The sequence below is a fragment of the Streptomyces sp. SudanB182_2057 genome, assembly GCF_964272715.1.
GTDB classification, from domain to species: domain Bacteria; phylum Actinomycetota; class Actinomycetes; order Streptomycetales; family Streptomycetaceae; genus Streptomyces; species Streptomyces rubradiris.
Window position 1 is genome coordinate 6,550,318 of record NZ_OZ186798.1, and the last position, 16,223, is coordinate 6,566,540.

General features: G+C 71.3%; 12 protein-coding genes. 6 read left to right on the forward strand and 6 right to left on the reverse strand.

The features are described from left to right. Positions 1-161 precede the first annotated feature (161 nt). Positions 162-1,217: an LLM class F420-dependent oxidoreductase gene (locus tag ACSURM_RS29090; protein WP_436958759.1), complete on the forward strand. Its 1,056-nt coding sequence runs from the start codon at positions 162-164 to the stop codon at positions 1,215-1,217. 229 nt (positions 1,218-1,446) lie between these two features. On the opposite strand, the gene corA is transcribed toward ACSURM_RS29090, so the two are convergent. Continuing rightward, positions 1,447-2,442: a magnesium/cobalt transporter CorA gene (corA, locus tag ACSURM_RS29095; RefSeq protein WP_436958760.1), complete on the reverse strand. Its 996-nt coding sequence runs from the start codon at positions 2,440-2,442 to the stop codon at positions 1,447-1,449. A 61-nt stretch (positions 2,443-2,503) separates the two neighbouring features. Here corA and ACSURM_RS29100 point away from each other — a divergent pair, with 61 nt between their 5' ends. The 4 genes from ACSURM_RS29100 (at position 2,504) to mshC (ending at position 6,077) form a co-directional block, all read left to right on the forward strand. Next, entirely contained in the window at positions 2,504-3,190 is a 687-nt protein-coding gene (locus ACSURM_RS29100; RefSeq protein ID WP_359045017.1) for a histidine phosphatase family protein, read from the forward strand. Between the two features lie 97 nt (positions 3,191-3,287). Continuing rightward, a complete protein-coding gene (locus ACSURM_RS29105; protein ID WP_189996152.1) occupies positions 3,288-3,878 on the forward strand; it encodes a DUF3090 domain-containing protein in 591 nt (196 codons plus the stop codon). Continuing rightward, positions 3,842-4,666, forward strand: a complete 825-nt coding sequence (locus ACSURM_RS29110) for an SCO1664 family protein (RefSeq protein WP_436958761.1) — start codon at positions 3,842-3,844, stop codon at positions 4,664-4,666. Before ACSURM_RS29105 ends, ACSURM_RS29110 begins: the two co-directional genes overlap by 37 nt. Before the next feature lie 181 nt (positions 4,667-4,847). Further along, complete coding sequence (mshC, locus tag ACSURM_RS29115; protein ID WP_436958762.1) at positions 4,848-6,077, forward strand: cysteine--1-D-myo-inosityl 2-amino-2-deoxy-alpha-D-glucopyranoside ligase; 1,230 nt, start codon at positions 4,848-4,850, stop codon at positions 6,075-6,077. 72 nt (positions 6,078-6,149) lie between these two features. Here mshC and ACSURM_RS29120 read toward each other — a convergent pair whose 3' ends face one another. The 5 genes from ACSURM_RS29120 to ACSURM_RS29140 form a co-directional block, all read right to left on the reverse strand. Beyond that, a complete protein-coding gene (locus ACSURM_RS29120) occupies positions 6,150-7,067 on the reverse strand; it encodes a PAC2 family protein (RefSeq protein ID WP_436958763.1) in 918 nt (305 codons plus the stop codon). Positions 7,068-7,207: 140 nt separating this feature from the next. Beyond that, a complete protein-coding gene (locus ACSURM_RS29125; RefSeq protein WP_436958764.1) occupies positions 7,208-8,824 on the reverse strand; it encodes an FAD-dependent oxidoreductase in 1,617 nt (538 codons plus the stop codon). A gap of 47 nt (positions 8,825-8,871) precedes the next feature. Next, a complete protein-coding gene (gene glpK, locus ACSURM_RS29130) occupies positions 8,872-10,410 on the reverse strand; it encodes a glycerol kinase GlpK (protein WP_436958765.1) in 1,539 nt (512 codons plus the stop codon). A gap of 79 nt (positions 10,411-10,489) precedes the next feature. Then, on the reverse strand, positions 10,490-11,284 hold the full coding sequence (locus tag ACSURM_RS29135) for an MIP/aquaporin family protein (RefSeq protein ID WP_436958766.1): 795 nt from the start codon (positions 11,282-11,284) through the stop codon (positions 10,490-10,492). A 366-nt stretch (positions 11,285-11,650) separates the two neighbouring features. Continuing rightward, positions 11,651-12,415: an IclR family transcriptional regulator gene (locus tag ACSURM_RS29140; protein WP_436958767.1), complete on the reverse strand. Its 765-nt coding sequence runs from the start codon at positions 12,413-12,415 to the stop codon at positions 11,651-11,653. A gap of 275 nt (positions 12,416-12,690) precedes the next feature. Here ACSURM_RS29140 and metH point away from each other — a divergent pair, with 275 nt between their 5' ends. After that, complete coding sequence (metH, locus tag ACSURM_RS29145) at positions 12,691-16,206, forward strand: methionine synthase (RefSeq protein WP_436958768.1); 3,516 nt, start codon at positions 12,691-12,693, stop codon at positions 16,204-16,206. The last annotated feature ends 17 nt before the right edge of the window (positions 16,207-16,223 follow it).

Here is a 16,223-nt window from a genome sequence, read left to right on the forward strand (position 1 = left end):
TGCCTGTGGATAACCACCCCCGAAGGGGACGACCCCCGCCCTCCCCTCCCGAAGAGGCACGGGACCCCTCCGCCCGTCCGCCACCGCCCTGCCCTCCCGCCCCCTCCCCGCGCTAAGGTCTGCCCCACAAGCACGTTACTCACGGGTAAGGGGAATCGCGCATGCAGCTCGGGATCAACCTCGGTTACTGGGGTGCCGGAATGGACGGCGACAACCTGGCCGTGGCGCAGGAGGCCGACCGGCTGGGCTACGCGGTGTGCTGGGCCGCCGAGGCGTACGGCTCCGACGCGGCCACCGTGCTCAGCTGGGTCGCCGCGCAGACCGAGCGCATCGACGTCGGCTCGGCCATCTTCCAGATCCCGGCCCGCCAGCCCGCGATGACGGCGATGACCGCGGCCACGCTCGACTCGCTCTCCGGCGGCCGGTTCCGGCTCGGTCTCGGCGTGTCCGGCCCGCAGGTCTCCGAGGGCTGGTACGGCGTGAAGTTCGACAAGCCGCTGGCCCGCACCCGCGAGTACGTGGAGATCGTCCGCAAGGCGATGACCCGGGAGCGGCTGACGTTCGAGGGCGAGCACTGGACGCTGCCGCTGCCCGGCGGCCCCGGCAAGCCGATCAAGCTGACCGTGCACCCGCAGCGCGAGCACATCCCGCTCTACATCGCCGCCATCGGCCCGAAGAACCTGGAGCAGACCGGCGAGATCGCCGACGGCGCGCTGCTGATCTTCCCCTCCGCCGAGCACCTGGAGGAGACCACGATCACGTACCTGCGCGCCGGACGGGAGAAGGCGGGGCTGACGCTGGAGGGGTTCGACGTGTGCCCGACCCTGCCGATCGCCCTCGGCGACGACAAGGACGTGGCCCGGCTCGCCGACACCTTCCGCCCGTACACCGCGCTGTACGTCGGCGGCATGGGCAGCGCCAAGCAGAACTTCTACAACCAGCTGGCCCAGCGCATGGGCTACGAGGAGGCGGCTGCCGAGATCCAGCGGAAGTACCTGTCCGGGGACAAGCAGGGCGCCGCCGCCGCGGTGCCGCAGGACCTCATCGACCGGACGACGCTGCTGGGCTCCGTCGACCGGATCGCCGACCGGATGAAGGCCTATGCCGCCGCCGGGGTCACCACCCTCAGCCTGGCCCCGGCCGGCTTCACACTCGAGGAGCGGCTCGCCTCCCTGCGGGCCGGCAGCGAGGCCCTGGAGCGTGCCGGACTGGCGTGAGCGAGGCACCGCGGAGGGGACTTTTACGGCCGTGGTGGGGGCTCGGGGGTCTTCCCCGCCACGGCCGTCACCGGGAACAACGCCCCGGACGCCACACGGTTACGACCCTCGGCGCCCTTCTTTCCCGGCTTCTTCCCCCGAGCGCCGCGCCGCCCTCGGCGTCCCCCCGCCCCCCGCACCCGAAGCCGCGTGAACCGGTCTCACAACCAGCCGCGCCGCCCGGACCCGCTCACAGCCAGCCGCGTCGCTTGAACAGCCGGTACAACAGGACCTCCAGCGCGGCCATCACCACGATCACCGCCGGGTACGACCACAGCCAGTGCAGCTCGGGCATGTGGTCGAAGTTCATGCCGTAGATCCCCGCGATCATCGTCGGCACCGCCGCCATCGCCGCCCACGACGAGATCTTCCGCATGTCGTCGTTCTGCCGGACGCTCATCTGCGCCAGGTGCGCCGACAGGATGTCCGAGACCAGCCGGTCCAGGGCCTCCACGGACTCGTTCACGCGCGTGAGGTGGTCGCCCACGTCCCGGAAGAAGGGCCGGGACTCGTCGTGCACGAACGGCACCGAGTTGCCCAGCGGGCCGCTGCCGGCCAGCCGGGCCAGCGGCAGCGCCAGCGGGCCGGTCGCCCGGCGGAACTCCAGGATCTGCCGCTTGAAGGTGTAGATCCGGGACGCGGTGTTGCGGGACCCGCCGGTGTCCGGCCGGAACACCTCCGCCTCCAGCTCGTCCAGGTCGTTCTGCAGCTCCGTCGCCACCTCCAGATAATGGTCCACGGTGGCGTCGGCGATCGCGTACAGCACGGCGGTGGGACCCTTGTCCAGCATCTCGGGCTCCTGCTCCAGCCGCTGCCGCACGGCCGCCAGCGGCGAACCCTCCCCGTGGCGCACCGTCACCACGAAACTCTCCCCGACGAAGACCATCACCTCACCGGCCGAGACCGTGTCGCTCTCGGGCTCGTACACCACCGGTTTCAGCACCATGAACAGCGAGTCGTCGTACACCTCCAGCTTCGGCCGCTGATGTGCCTTCAGGGCGTCCTCCACGGCCAGCGGATGCAGCCCGAACTCCTGGCTGACCAGGTCGAACTCCCGCTCGGAGGGCTCGTACAGGCCGATCCACACGAAGCCGCCCGCGGCCCTGGCCCCGGCGAGCGCGTCGGACAGGTCCGCGGGCCCCTCGCTGCGGTGCCCGTGCCGGTAGACGGCGCAGTCGACGATCACGGAGCGCATTCTCCCTTCGCCCGGTCAACGGCGCACTTCCCCATGCGCCTACCCTTGCCGCATGCCCACGCTGATCCTCGTAAGGCACGGACGCTCCACCGCCAACACCTCGGGCCTGCTCGCCGGGTGGACGCCCGGCGTCGCCCTGGACGAGCGCGGCGCCGCGCAGGCCGCCGCGCTGCCCGGCCGGCTCGCCGGACTGCCGATCTCCGAGGTGGTCGCGAGCCCCCTGCAGCGCTGCCAGGAAACCGTGCGCCCGCTGCTGGAGGCCCGCCCCGGCCTGCGCTCCCACACCGACGAGCGGATCGGTGAGTGCCACTACGGCGACTGGTCCGGCCGCAAGCTCGCCGAGCTGAAGGACGAGCCGCTGATGGAGGTCGTACAGTCCCACCCGTCCGCCGCCGCCTTCCCCGGCGGCGAGTCCATGCGGGCCATGCAGACCCGCGCCGCCGAGGCCGTACGCGAGTGGAACGCGCGCGTGGAGCGCGACCACGGCGCCGACGCCGTCTACCTGATGTGCTCGCACGGCGACATCATCAAGTCCCTCGTGGCCGACGCCCTCGGCCTGCACCTCGACCTCTTCCAGCGGATCTCCGTCGAACCCTGCTCCGTCACCGCGATCCGCTACACCCGGCTCCGGCCGTATCTCGTCCGTCTCGGCGACACCGGGGACTTCGCTTCGCTCGTCCCACGTGAGGAACCCGGCGAGGGTGACGCACCGGTCGGAGGCGGTGCGGGCGCACCGTGATCGTCGGCCGCAGTAGGGTGAGGCGACCCATCCCGTTCGCTTTCCCGTACGGCCAACCGCCGAACCTCTCGAAACCACGACTTTATGGAGACAGGACGTGTCCCGTCAGGTGTTCCTCTACGACCAGCCGGACCGCTTCGTGGCCGGCACGGTCGGACTGCCCGGGCGCCGTACGTTCTTCCTCCAGGCCATCGCAGGCTCCCGGGTGACCAGCGTGGCCCTGGAGAAGACCCAGGTGGCCGCGCTCGCCGAGCGCATGGACGAACTGCTGGACGAGGTCGTACGGCGTAGTGGCGGCAGCGCCGCCGTCCCCGCCGTCGCCCCCGCCGAGATCACCGACACCGCACCGCTCGACACTCCCATCGAGGAGGAGTTCCGCGTCGGCACCATGGCCCTGGCCTGGGACGGCGAGGACCAGCGCATGATCGTCGAGGCCCAGGCGCTGGTCGAGCTGGACGCCGACAACGAGGAAGACCTCGCCGAGGCCGAGGAGCGCCTGCTCCAGGACGAGGAGAACGGACCCCCGATGCTGCGGGTCCGGCTGACCGGCGCGCAGGCCCGGGCCTTCGCCAAGCGCGCCCTCGACGTCGTCAACGCCGGGCGGCCGCCGTGCCCGCTGTGCAGCCTCCCGCTCGATCCGGAAGGACACGTATGTCCGCGCCAGAACGGATACCGCCGCGGAGCGTGACGCCCGATGCGAACCCGGCCGAACTGCTCGCCCGGGGTGAGCTGACCGTACGCGGGCGGATCCGCGAGGCGTCCAACGCGGCCCTGTTCTGCACGGTCGCCCTCGACGGCCGCCAGGCCTCCTGCGTGTACAAGCCGGTCGCCGGGGAGCGCCCCCTGTGGGACTTCCCCGACGGCACCCTGGCGGGCCGCGAGGTGGCCGCCTATGAGGTGTCCGAGGCCACCGGCTGGGGCCTGGTGCCGCCCACCGTGCTGCGCGAGGGCCCGTACGGCGAGGGCATGTGCCAGCTGTGGATCGACGTCCACCCCGAGGCCGAGTTGCTCGCCCTGGTCGACGGCGAGGAACCGGAGCCGGGCTGGAAGGCGGTCGGGTTCGCCGATGTCGGCGAGGGCCGCACCGCGCTGCTGGTGCACGCCGACGACGCGCGGCTGCGCCGGCTCGCCGTCCTGGACGCGGTCATCAACAACGCCGACCGCAAGGGCGGCCACCTGCTGCCCACCGCCGACGGCCGGCTCTACGGCATCGACCACGGCGTCACCTTCAACGTGGACGGCAAGCTGCGCACCCTGCTGTGGGGCTGGGCGGGCGAACCCCTGCCGGAGGAGGCCGTCGGCGTCCTCAAGGGACTGCGGGACGCCCTGGACGGCCCGCTGGGCGCACGGCTGGCCACGCTGATCACGACGGCCGAGGTCGACGCCACGCGCGCGCGGGTCGACGCGCTGCTCACCTCCGGTCGGCACCCCGAGCCGGGCGGCGACTGGCCCGCCATCCCCTGGCCCCCGGTATGAGCATCCGCGGAGCGGCCCCCGTACGAGCGGCCGGGCCGCCCCGCTGAGCGCCCGGCCGGCCACGCGGGGTGAGCGCCGGCCGGACCCCGCACACACCGCGCCGATGTTCAAGAACACGGAACCGGTCAACCGGCCGGATCCCGTTCGTACAGGCGGGGCGGGGCCGGTTAGGCTCATGTACATGCATGCCTGGCCCGCTTCCGAGGTCCCCGCCCTGCCTGGTCAGGGCCGCGACCTGAGGATCCACGACACCGCGACCGGCGGTCTGGTCACCCTCGACCCCGGTCCCGTCGCCCGCATCTACGTCTGCGGCATCACGCCGTACGACGCGACCCACATGGGTCACGCGGCGACCTACAACGCGTTCGACCTGGTTCAGCGCGTGTGGCTCGACACCAAGCGGCAGGTCCACTACGTCCAGAACGTCACCGACGTCGACGATCCGCTGCTGGAGCGGGCCGAGCGGGACAACGTCGACTGGGTCGCCCTCGCCGAGAAGGAGACGGCCCTCTTCCGCGAGGACATGACCGCCCTGCGGATGCTCCCGCCCCGGCACTACATCGGCGCGGTCGAGGCCATACCCGGCATCGTCCCGCTCGTCGAGCGGCTGCGTGACATCGGCGCGGCCTACGAGCTGGACGGCGACATCTACTTCTCCGTCGAGTCCGACCCGCACTTCGGCAAGGTCTCGCACCTGGACGCCGCCGCCATGCGGCTGCTGTCCGCCGAACGCGGCGGCGACCCGGACCGCCCGGGCAAGAAGAACCCGCTGGACCCGATGCTGTGGATGGCGGCCCGCGAGGGCGAGCCCAGCTGGGACGGCGGCTCGCTCGGCCGGGGCCGCCCCGGCTGGCACATCGAGTGCGTGGCCATCGCCCTGGACCACCTCGGCATGGGCTTCGACGTGCAGGGCGGCGGCTCCGACCTCGCCTTCCCGCACCACGAGATGGGCGCCTCGCACGCCCAGGTGCTCACCGGCGAGTTCCCCATGGCCAAGGCGTTCGTGCACGCCGGCATGGTCGCCCTGGACGGCGAGAAGATGTCCAAGTCCAAGGGCAACCTCGTCTTCGTCTCCCGGCTGCGCCGCGACGGCGTCGACCCCGCCGCCATCCGCCTCGCCCTGCTGGCCCACCACTACCGGGCCGACTGGGAGTGGACCGACCAGGTCCTCCAGGACGCCGTGGCCCGCCTCGGCCGCTGGCGCGCGGCGGTCTCCCGCCCCGACGGCCCCTCGGCCGACGCCCTGGTGGAGGAGATCCGCGAGGCCCTCGCCGACGACCTGGACGCCCCCGCCGCCCTCGCCGCGGTGGACCGCTGGGCGGCCCGGCAGGAGGAAGCGGGCGGCACGGACACGGGCGCCCCGGGCCTGGTGACGCGCGCGGTGGACGCGCTGCTGGGCGTGGCCCTGTAGACACCGCGACGCGACGGTACGAGAAGGAGGGGCGGTTCCCCGGCCGGGGAACCGCCCCTCCTTCTCGTCGCCTCAGCCCTCCGGGCCGTCCTCGTCCGCGTCGGCCGGACCGCCGGCGGCGGGCGGCCTCGGCTTCCCGCCCGGAGGACCCACGTCCCGGCGCCGCAGATACCGCTCGAACTCCCGGGCGATCGCCTCACCGGACGCCTCCGGCAGCTCCGCGGTGTCCCGGGCCTCCTCCAGCGTCTGGACGTACTCGGCGACCTCGCTGTCCTCGGCCGCCAGCTGGTCCACGCCCACCTGCCAGGCCCGCGCGTCCTCGGGCAGCTCGCCCTGCGGGATCCGCAGGTCCAGCAGGTCCTCCAGGCGGTTGAGCAGCGCCAGTGTGGCCTTCGGGTTGGGCGGCTGGGAGACGTAGTGCGGCACGGCCGCCCACAGCGAGACCGCCGGGACGCCCGCGTGCGTGCACGCCTCCTGAAGGACGCCGACGATGCCCGTCGGACCCTCGTACTTGGTCTCCTCCAGATCCATGCGGCGGGCCAGGTCCGGGTCGGACGTGACCCCGCTGACCGGGACCGGGCGCGTGTGCGGGGTGTCACCGAGCAGGGCGCCCATGATGACCACCAGCTCCACGCCCAGCTCGTGCGCGAAGCCGAGCAGCTCGTTGCAGAACGAACGCCACCGCATGGACGGCTCGATGCCCCGGACCAGCACCAGGTCGCGCGGCTTGTCGCCGCCGACCCGGACCACCGACAACCGCGTCGTCGGCCAGGTGATCTTGCGCACACCGCCGTCCATGAACACCGTGGGACGGTTCACCTGGAAGTCGTAGTAGTCCTCGGCGTCCAACGCCGCGAACACCTCGCCCTTCCATTCGCGTTCCAGGTGCGCGACCGCCGTGGAGGCGGCGTCGCCGGCATCGTTCCAGCCCTCGAACGCGGCCACCATGACTGGGTCGATCAGCTCGGGAACCCCCTCCAGCTCGATCACCCAGTGCCTCCTTCCGACGTGCCCTCGCTTGACCCACCAACCTTACGGCGTCCCGCGGGGGCGCCCGCAGCCCCCTTGCACGGGGGAGTGAACGGATCACTGCCCCGTTCGCCACCGGGGAACACGCGGGCGCGCCGGACTCACTTGCCGTCCAGGACCTCCCGGACCTTCGCCCGGACCTCGTCCGTGGCCAGGCCCCGGATGGTCAGCGTGGTGCGGCGGCGCAGCACGTCGTCCGGGGTCTCGGCCCACTCGTGGTCGCGGGCCCAGACCACCTGCGCCCAGATCTCGGGGGCGTCGGGGTGGACGCGCTCGGCCAGCTCCGGGTTCTCGTTCGCCAGCCGGGCGATGTCGAAGGCCAGCGAACCGTAGTGGGTGGCCAGGTGCTTGGCGGTGTCGGCGGCCATGCGCGGGCCGGGCGCCGGAGCGTCGACCAGCAGCCGGTGGGCGACCGCGCGCGGGTTGGCGACACCGGGCAGCGGCAGCTTCTTCGGCAGCGAGGAGATCGGTTCGAAGTCGTCGCCGAGCGGGTGGCCGGGCAGCGCCTCCAGCTTCTTCATGATCGTGCGGCCGATGTGGCGGAACGTCGTCCACTTGCCGCCCGCGACCGACAGCATGCCGCCCCTGCCCTCGGTCACCACGGTCTCCCGCTTGGCCTTGGCGGTGTCGCCGGGGCCGCCCGGCAGCACCCGCAGCCCGGCGAACGCGTAGGTGATCAGCTCGCGCCGCAGCTGCTGGTCCCGGACGGAGAACGCGGCCTCGTCCAGGATCTGGGCTATGTCCTTGTCGTTGACCGAAACGTCCGCCGGGTCGCCCTCGTACTCCTCGTCGGTGGTGCCGAGCAGCAGCATGTCCTCCCAGGGGAGGGCGAAGGTGATGCGGTACTTGTCGATGGGCGTGGCGAGCGCGGCCTTCCAGGGGGAGGTGCGCTTCAGGACCAGGTGCGCGCCCTTGGACAGCCGGATGGACGGCGCCGCGTTCGGGTCCTCCATCCTGCGCAGGTGGTCGACCCACGGGCCGGTCGCGTTCAGCACCAGGCGGGCGTTCACACCGAACTCCTCGCCGGACAGCCGGTCCCTCAGCTCCGCCCCGGTCACCCGGCCCCGGGTGAAGCGCAGCCCGGTGACCTCGGCGTGGTTGAGGACGACCGCGCCCGCCTCCACGGCCGCGCGGACCGTCATCAGCGCCATGCGCGCGTCGTTCATCTGGTCGTCGCCGTACACGGCCACGGCCTTGAGGTTCTCGGTGCGCAGCTCGGGCACGTCCTGCGCCGCCTTGGCCGGCGAGAGCAGGTGGCCGACGCCGTCGCCGAACGCGGACAGCGCGGAGTAGGCGAAGACGCCCGCGCCGAGCTTGGCCGCGCCGTGCGGGCCGCCCTTGTACACCGGCAGGTAGAAGGTGAGCGGGTTCGCCAGGTGGGGGGCCACCTGGCGGGAGACCGCCCGGCGCTCGAAGTGGTTCTCCGCCACCAGCTTCACCGCGCCGGTCTGCAGGTAACGCAGGCCGCCGTGGAGCAGCTTGGAGGAGGCGGAGGAGGTGGCGCCGGCGAAGTCGCCGGCGTCGACCAGGGCCACCCTGAGCCCGGACTGCGCGGCGTGCCAGGCGGTGGAGATGCCCAGAATGCCGCCGCCGATCACAAGAAGGTCGTACGACGCCTTGGAGAGCTGCTCCCTGGTCTCGGCGCGGCTCGGGTTGGAGCCGGAGGCCGGGCGCGTCCCCAGGGCAGGCACGGACTGCAGGGTGGACTGACTGGTCATGTCGGGTACTTACTCCTCGTCAGAGCTGACTGAGCCGGATGAACCGCTCAGCTCTCGTCGTCGAGCCAGCCCATGGTCCGGTCGACGGCCTTGAGCCAGTTCTTGTACTCACGGGCGCGGGTCTCCGCGTCCATGCGGGGGGTCCATTCGGCGGCCCGGCGCCAGTTGGCGCGCAGGTCGTCGGTGCTGGACCAGAAGCCGACGGCGAGACCGGCGGCGTAGGCGGCGCCGAGGCAGGTGGTCTCGGCGACCATCGGCCGCACCACCGGCGCGTCCAGGACGTCGGCCAGGGTCTGCATCAGCAGGTTGTTGGCGGTCATGCCGCCGTCCACCTTGAGGGTCACCAGCTCGTCGCCGGAGTCCTTCACCATGGCGTCGGCGATCTCCCGCGTCTGCCAGGCGGTGGCTTCGAGGACGGCGCGCGCGAGGTGCGCCTTGGTCACGTACCGGGTCAGGCCGGCGATCACCCCGCGCGCGTCGGAGCGCCAGTGCGGGGCGAACAGGCCGGAGAAGGCCGGCACGAAGTAGGCGCCGCCGTTGTCCTCGACGGAGAGCGCGAGCGTCTCGATCTCGGCGGCGGTGGAGATCAGGCCCATCTGGTCGCGCATCCACTGCACCAGCGAGCCGGTGACGGCGATCGAGCCCTCCAGGGCGTACACGGTCGGCTGGTCGCCGATCTTGTAGCCGACGGTGGTGAGCAGACCGGCGTAGGAGTTGATGATCTTCTCGCCGGTGTTCATCACCATGAAGGTGCCGGTGCCGTAGGTCGACTTGGTCTCGCCCTCGGAGAAGCAGCACTGGCCGAAAAGGGCCGCCTGCTGGTCGCCGAGCGCGGAGGCGACCGGGACGCCGCCGAGCAGCTCGCCCAGCCGGCCGCCGCTGATCTCGCCGTAGACCTCGGCGGAGGAGCGGATCTCGGGCAGGATCCGCTCCGGCACGCCGATGGACTCGCAGATCTTGTCGTCCCAGCGCATCGTGTGCAGGTTCATCAGCAGGGTGCGCGAGGCGTTGGTGACGTCGGTGACGTGCCGGCCGCCGTCGACACCGCCGGTCAGGTTCCAGATGACCCAGGTGTCCATGGTGCCGAAGAGGATGTCGCCGGCCTCGGCGCGCTCGCGCAGGCCCTCGACGTTGTCGAGCAGCCAGCGGGCCTTGGGCCCGGCGAAGTACGACGCGAGCGGCAGGCCGGTCTCCCGGCGGAAGCGGTCCTGGCCGACGTTGCGGCCCAGTTCCCGGCACAGGGCGTCGGTGCGGGTGTCCTGCCAGACGATGGCGTTGTGGACGGGCTCACCGGTGTTCTTGTCCCACAGCACGGTGGTCTCGCGCTGGTTGGTGATGCCGATGGCCTTGATGTCGTCCCGGGTGATGCCGGCCTTGGCGACGGCACCGGCGACGACCTCCTGGACGTTGGTCCAGATCTCGTTGGCGTCGTGCTCGACCCAGCCGGGCTTGGGGAAGATCTGCTCGTGCTCCTTCTGGTCGACGGCGACGATGCGGCCGTCCCGGTCGAAGACGATGCAGCGGGAGGAGGTGGTGCCCTGGTCGATCGCCGCGATGAAGGGGCCTGCGGTGTGGGCGTCGGTCACTGTGTGCTCCTGGAAGTCCGTGGTGATGGGGCTGTGCGTACGGCGTGCGCGCGAAGACTCGGTGCTTTCCGCAAGCTTCCTAGGCGAAGGCGAGGTTGTAGACGCCCGCCGCGATCGCGCCGCCGGCCAGCGGACCGACCACCGGGATCCAGGCGTAGGACCAGTCGGAACCGCCCTTGTTGGGCAGCGGCAGCAGGGCGTGCACGATGCGCGGGCCGAGGTCGCGGGCCGGGTTGATCGCGTAGCCCGTCGGACCGCCCAGCGACAGGCCGATGGACACCACCACGAGCGCGGTGATCAGACCGCCGAGGACGCCGAGGCCGTTGCCCTGGTCGTTCAGGCCCTGGGTGAGGACGGCGAGGACCAGCACGAAGGTGCCGATGATCTCCGTGGCGAGGTTCTGCGCCACGTTCCGGATCTCCGGACCGGTGGAGAAGATGCCGAGGACCGGGCCGGCGCCCTTCTCCTGTGCCTCGACGGCCTTGGCCGAGGTGGCCTGCGCGCCGGGGCCGCCGACGATCTCCTTGTCCGTCAGGTGGGCGAGGAACTGGCCGTAGTAGGCGACCCACACCAGGGCGGCGCCGATGAGGGCGCCCAGCAGCTGACCGGCGAAGTAGGTCGGGACGTTGCTCCAGTCGCCGTCCTTGATGGCCAGGGCGACGGTGAGGGCCGGGTTGAGGTGCGCGCCGGACAGCGGTCCGGAGATGTACGCGGCCGTCATGACGGCGAAGCCCCACCCGAAGGCGATGGCGAGCCAACCGGCGTTGCGGGCCTTGGAGGCCTTCAGCGTGACGGCGGCACAGACACCGCCGCCGAGCAGGATGAGTATGGCGGTACCGATGGTCTCGCCGATGAAGATGTCGGAGCTGGACACCCGCGACTCCTTTGTCCTTCGTCCAGGGGTAGCCGAACCCCGGGTCCCTCCGGTGGTTCTGGCGCCCTCGTGGGTGAGAGCGATGCCGGCCCTTGGCGTTGTCACACTCTAGCGCGTATTGCCGGTAGGTGTTCGACAATGCCGACCGATGGACGGGAGTCTTGTTCCGCGTTACGCGCACGTCAAGAGTTCCGTTATCGAAAACAGGATCGTTATTGATCGCCGCGGGTTATCGATCTTCGGGTTCGGACGTACGATAGCGGGTTTTTTGTCCGTTTCGGGGTAGAACGACGGCCGGAACGTCGCCTGACGTCCCGGCTGTTCCCGTACGCGCGCGCCTCGCGCGACGGCCTGCCGCGGCCTGCCTCAGAACCGCCCGGCGCCCAGGTCCCGGGAGACCGCGCGGGCGCAGTCCCGCACCGCCGCGATCAGCTCCGGGCGCAGCTCGCCCTCCCGGCACAGCCGCTCCACCGCTCCGGTGATGCCGACCGCGCCCACCGGCATGCGGCGCCGGTCGTGGATCGGCGCGGCGATCGACGCCACGCCCTCCCAGGTCTCCTCCACGTCGGCCGCGTAGCCACGCGCGCGCGTGAGGTCGAGGATGTGCTCGAAGCCGGCGGTGTCGCACACCGTGCGGTCGGTGAAGGACTTGCGGTCCGCCTCCAGCGCCTCGCTGTGCGCCACCGGGTCGTACGCCGAGAGCACCTTGCCCAGCGCCGTGGAGTGCAGCGGCTGCATGGCCCCGATCTCCAGCACCTGCCGGCTGTCGTCGGGCCGGAAGACGTGGTGCACGATCAGCACCCCCTGCTGGTGCAGCACCCCCAGGTACACGCTCTCCCCGCTGGAGCGGGCCAGGTCGTCCGCCCACACCAGGGCCCGGGCGCGCAGCTCGTGCACGTCCAGATAGGTGGTGCCCAGGCGCAGCAGCTCCGCGCCCAGCTGGTAGCGGCCGGAGGCGTCGTCCTGCTCCACGAACCCCTCCTGCTGGAGGGTGCGCAGGATGCCGTGGGCGGTGCCCTTGGCGAGACCCAGCGACGAGGCGATGTCCGACAGCCCCAGCCGCCGTTCGCCGCCCGCGAGCAGCCGCAGCATCGCCGCCGCCCGTTCGAGCGACTGGATGTTCCGTGCCATCGCCGTCCTGCCTCCGTCCCCTTCGACTGCGTAGCACGCAGTCACCGTTCGGCAATGCCGAACACTACCGGTCCATGCCGACCTCCCGCTAATGGTCGGACGCCACCTGTTACATCACACGTGATGCCTGGGTGACATTCCGGCCACTCGCGTCCGTCTCGTGGACGTGGTGCCCATCCAAGCCGACCTCCGGTTACCCTGACGCCGTGCGGCAAGCCCCGCCCGTCCGGGGAAGCCGCATAGCCGACAGCCGTCGCATCCCAGGGAGCCCTTACATGGCCTCGTCGCCAACGTCCCCTTCCGCCGACAGCCGGGCCCGTGTGTCCGCGCTCCGCGAGGCGCTCGCCACCCGTGTGGTGGTCGCCGACGGAGCCATGGGCACGATGCTCCAGGCCCAGGAGCCCACCCTCGAGGACTTCGAGAACCTCGAAGGCTGCAACGAGATCCTCAACCTGACCCGCCCCGACATCGTCCGCTCGGTCCACGAGGCGTACTTCGCCGTCGGCGTGGACTGCGTCGAGACCAACACGTTCGGCGCCAACCACTCCGCGCTCGGCGAGTACGACATCCCGGACCGGGTCCACGAGCTGTCGCAGGCGGGAGCCCGGGTGGCCCGGGAGACCGCCGACGAGTTCACCGCGCGGGACGGCCGGCCCCGCTGGGTGCTCGGCTCGATGGGCCCCGGCACCAAGCTGCCCACCCTGGGCCACGCCCCCTACGCCACCCTGCGCGATGCCTACCAGCGCAACGCCGAGGGTCTGCTCACCGGCGGCGCCGACGCGCTGCTGGTGGAGACCACCCAGGACCTGCTCCAGACCAAGGCCGCCGTCCTCGGCGCCCGGCGCGGCATCGAGGCCCTCGGTCTGGACGTGCCGGTCATCGTGTCGGTGACGGTCGAGACCACCGGCACCATGCTGCTGGGCTCGGAGATCGGCGCGGCCCTGACCGCGCTGGAGCCGCTGGGCATCGACATGATCGGCCTGAACTGCGCCACCGGCCCCGCCGAGATGAGCGAGCACCTGCGCTACCTGGCCCGCAACGCCCGCGTCCCGCTGTCCTGCATGCCGAACGCGGGTCTGCCGGTCCTCGGCAAGGACGGCGCCCACTACCCCTTGTCGGCCCCCGAGCTGGCCGACGCGCAGGAGACCTTCGTCCGCGAGTACGGCCTGTCGCTGGTCGGCGGCTGCTGCGGCACCACGCCCGAGCACCTGCGCCAGGTCGTCGAACGCGTCCGGGGCGTGACCCCGACCGAGCGCGACCCCCGCCCCGAACCGGGTGCCGCCTCCCTCTACCAGTCCGTCCCCTTCCGGCAGGACACCTCCTACCTGGCCATCGGTGAGCGGACCAACGCCAACGGCTCGAAGAAGTTCCGCGAGGCGATGCTGGAGGGCCGCTGGGACGACTGCGTCGAGATGGCCCGGGAGCAGATCCGCGAGGGCGCGCACATGCTCGACCTGTGCGTGGACTACGTGGGCCGGGACGGTGTGGCGGACATGGAGGAGCTGGCGGGCCGTTTCGCCACCGCCTCCACGCTGCCGATCGTGCTGGACTCCACCGAGGTCGCCGTGATCCGCGCGGGCCTGGAGAAGCTCGGCGGCCGCGCCGTGATCAACTCGGTGAACTACGAGGACGGCGACGGTCCCGATTCCCGGTTCGCGCAGGTGACCCGGCTGGCGCGGGAGCACGGCGCGGCGCTGATCGCGCTGACCATCGACGAGGAGGGCCAGGCCCGCACCCCGGAGAAGAAGGTCGAGATCGCGGAGCGGCTGATCGCGGACCTGACGGGGAACTGGGGCATCCGCGAGGAGGACATCCTCATCGACACCCTGACCTTCACCATCTGCACCGGTCAGGAGGAGTCCCGCAAGGACGGCATCGCCACCATCGAGGCGATCCGGGAGCTGAAGCGGCGCCACCCGGCGGTGCAGACCACGCTGGGGCTGTCGAACATCTCCTTCGGCCTGAACCCGGCCGCCCGCATCCTGCTGAACTCGGTGTTCCTCGACGAGTGCGTCAAGGCGGGACTGGACTCGGCGATCGTGCACGCCAGCAAGATCCTGCCCATCGCCCGGTTCAGCGAGGAGGAGGTCACCACCGCCCTCGACCTGATCTACGACCGCCGGAGCGACGGCTACGACCCGCTGCAGAAGCTCATGCAGCTGTTCGAGGGCGCCACGGCGAAGTCGCTGAAGGCGGGCAAGGCCGAGGAACTGGCCGCGCTGCCGCTGGAGGAGCGGCTCAAGCGGCGGATCATCGACGGCGAGCGCAACGGCCTGGAGGCCGACCTCGACGCGGCGCTCCAGGACCGCCCTGCGCTGGATATCGTCAACGACACGCTGCTGGACGGCATGAAGGTCGTCGGCGAGCTGTTCGGCTCCGGGCAGATGCAGCTGCCGTTCGTGCTCCAGTCCGCCGAGGTGATGAAGACCGCGGTGGCCTACCTGGAACCGCACATGGAGAAGTCGGACGCCGAGGGCAAGGGCACGATCGTGCTGGCGACCGTCCGCGGCGACGTCCACGACATCGGCAAGAACCTGGTCGACATCATCCTGTCCAACAACGGCTACAACGTGGTCAACCTCGGCATCAAGCAGCCGGTCTCCGCGATCCTGGAGGCCGCCGAGGAACACCGCGCCGACGTCATCGGCATGTCCGGCCTCCTGGTCAAATCCACCGTGATCATGAAGGAGAACCTGGAGGAGCTCAACCAGCGCGGCCTGGCCACCCGCTTCCCCGTCATCCTCGGCGGCGCCGCCCTCACCCGCGCCTACGTCGAACAGGACCTGCACGAGATCTACGAGGGCGAGGTCCGCTACGCCCGCGACGCCTTCGAGGGCCTGCACCTGATGGACGCCCTGATCGGCGTCAAGCGCGGCGTCCCCGGAGCCAAACTCCCCGAACTGCGCCAGCGCCGGGTCCGCGCCACGGCCACCGCGCAGGCGGACGAGAAGCCGGAGCAGGGCGCCGTCCGCTCCGACGTCGCCACCGACAACCCCGTGCCCGCCCCGCCGTTCTGGGACACCCGGATCGTCAAGGGCATCCCGCTCAAGGACTACGCCAGCTGGCTGGACGAGGGCGCCCTGTTCAAGGGCCAGTGGGGCCTGAAGCAGGCCCGCACCGGCGAGGGCCCCACCTACGAGGAACTCGTGGAGAGCGAGGGCCGCCCCAGGCTGCGCGGCCTGCTGGACCGGCTCCAGACCGACAACCTCCTCGAAGCCGCCGTGGTCTACGGCTACTTCCCCTGCGTGTCCAAGGACGACGACCTGATCATCCTGGACGAGCACGGCAACGAACGCACCCGCTTCACCTTCCCCCGCCAGCGCCGGGGCCGGCGGCTGTGCCTGGCCGACTTCTTCCGCCCCCAGGAATCGGGCGAGACCGACGTCGTCGGCTTCCAGGTCGTCACCGTCGGCTCACGCATCGGCGAGGAGACCGCGAAGCTGTTCGAGGCCAACGCCTACCGCGACTACCTCGAACTGCACGGCCTGTCGGTCCAGCTGGCCGAGGCACTCGCCGAGTACTGGCACGCCCGGGTACGCGCCGAACTCGGCTTCGCCGGCGAGGACCCCGCCGACATCGAGGACATGTTCGCCCTGAAGTACCGGGGCGCCCGGTTCTCCCTCGGCTACGGCGCCTGCCCCGACCTGGAGGACCGCGCCAAGATCGCCGACCTGCTCCAACCGGAACGCATCGGCGTCCACCTGTCCGAGGAGTTCCAGCTCCACCCCGAACAGTCCACCGACGCCATCCTGATCCACCACCCCGAAGCCAAGTACTTCAACGCACGGTGACGCACATCTCACTCGGC

Excerpts from the sequence above, each read along its gene's own strand:
- ACSURM_RS29090 (WP_436958759.1), top strand. The coding sequence starts at position 162 with ATGCAGCTCGGGATCAACCTCGGTTACTGGGGTGCCGGAATGGACGGC.
- ACSURM_RS29100 (WP_359045017.1), top strand. The coding sequence starts at position 2,504 with ATGCCCACGCTGATCCTCGTAAGGCACGGACGCTCCACCGCCAACACC.
- ACSURM_RS29110 (WP_436958761.1), top strand. The coding sequence starts at position 3,842 with ATGTCCGCGCCAGAACGGATACCGCCGCGGAGCGTGACGCCCGATGCG.
- mshC (WP_436958762.1), top strand. The coding sequence starts at position 4,848 with ATGCATGCCTGGCCCGCTTCCGAGGTCCCCGCCCTGCCTGGTCAGGGC.
- ACSURM_RS29125 (WP_436958764.1), bottom strand. The coding sequence starts at position 8,824 with ATGACCAGTCAGTCCACCCTGCAGTCCGTGCCTGCCCTGGGGACGCGC.
- ACSURM_RS29140 (WP_436958767.1), bottom strand. The coding sequence starts at position 12,415 with ATGGCACGGAACATCCAGTCGCTCGAACGGGCGGCGGCGATGCTGCGG.
- metH (WP_436958768.1), top strand. The coding sequence starts at position 12,691 with ATGGCCTCGTCGCCAACGTCCCCTTCCGCCGACAGCCGGGCCCGTGTG.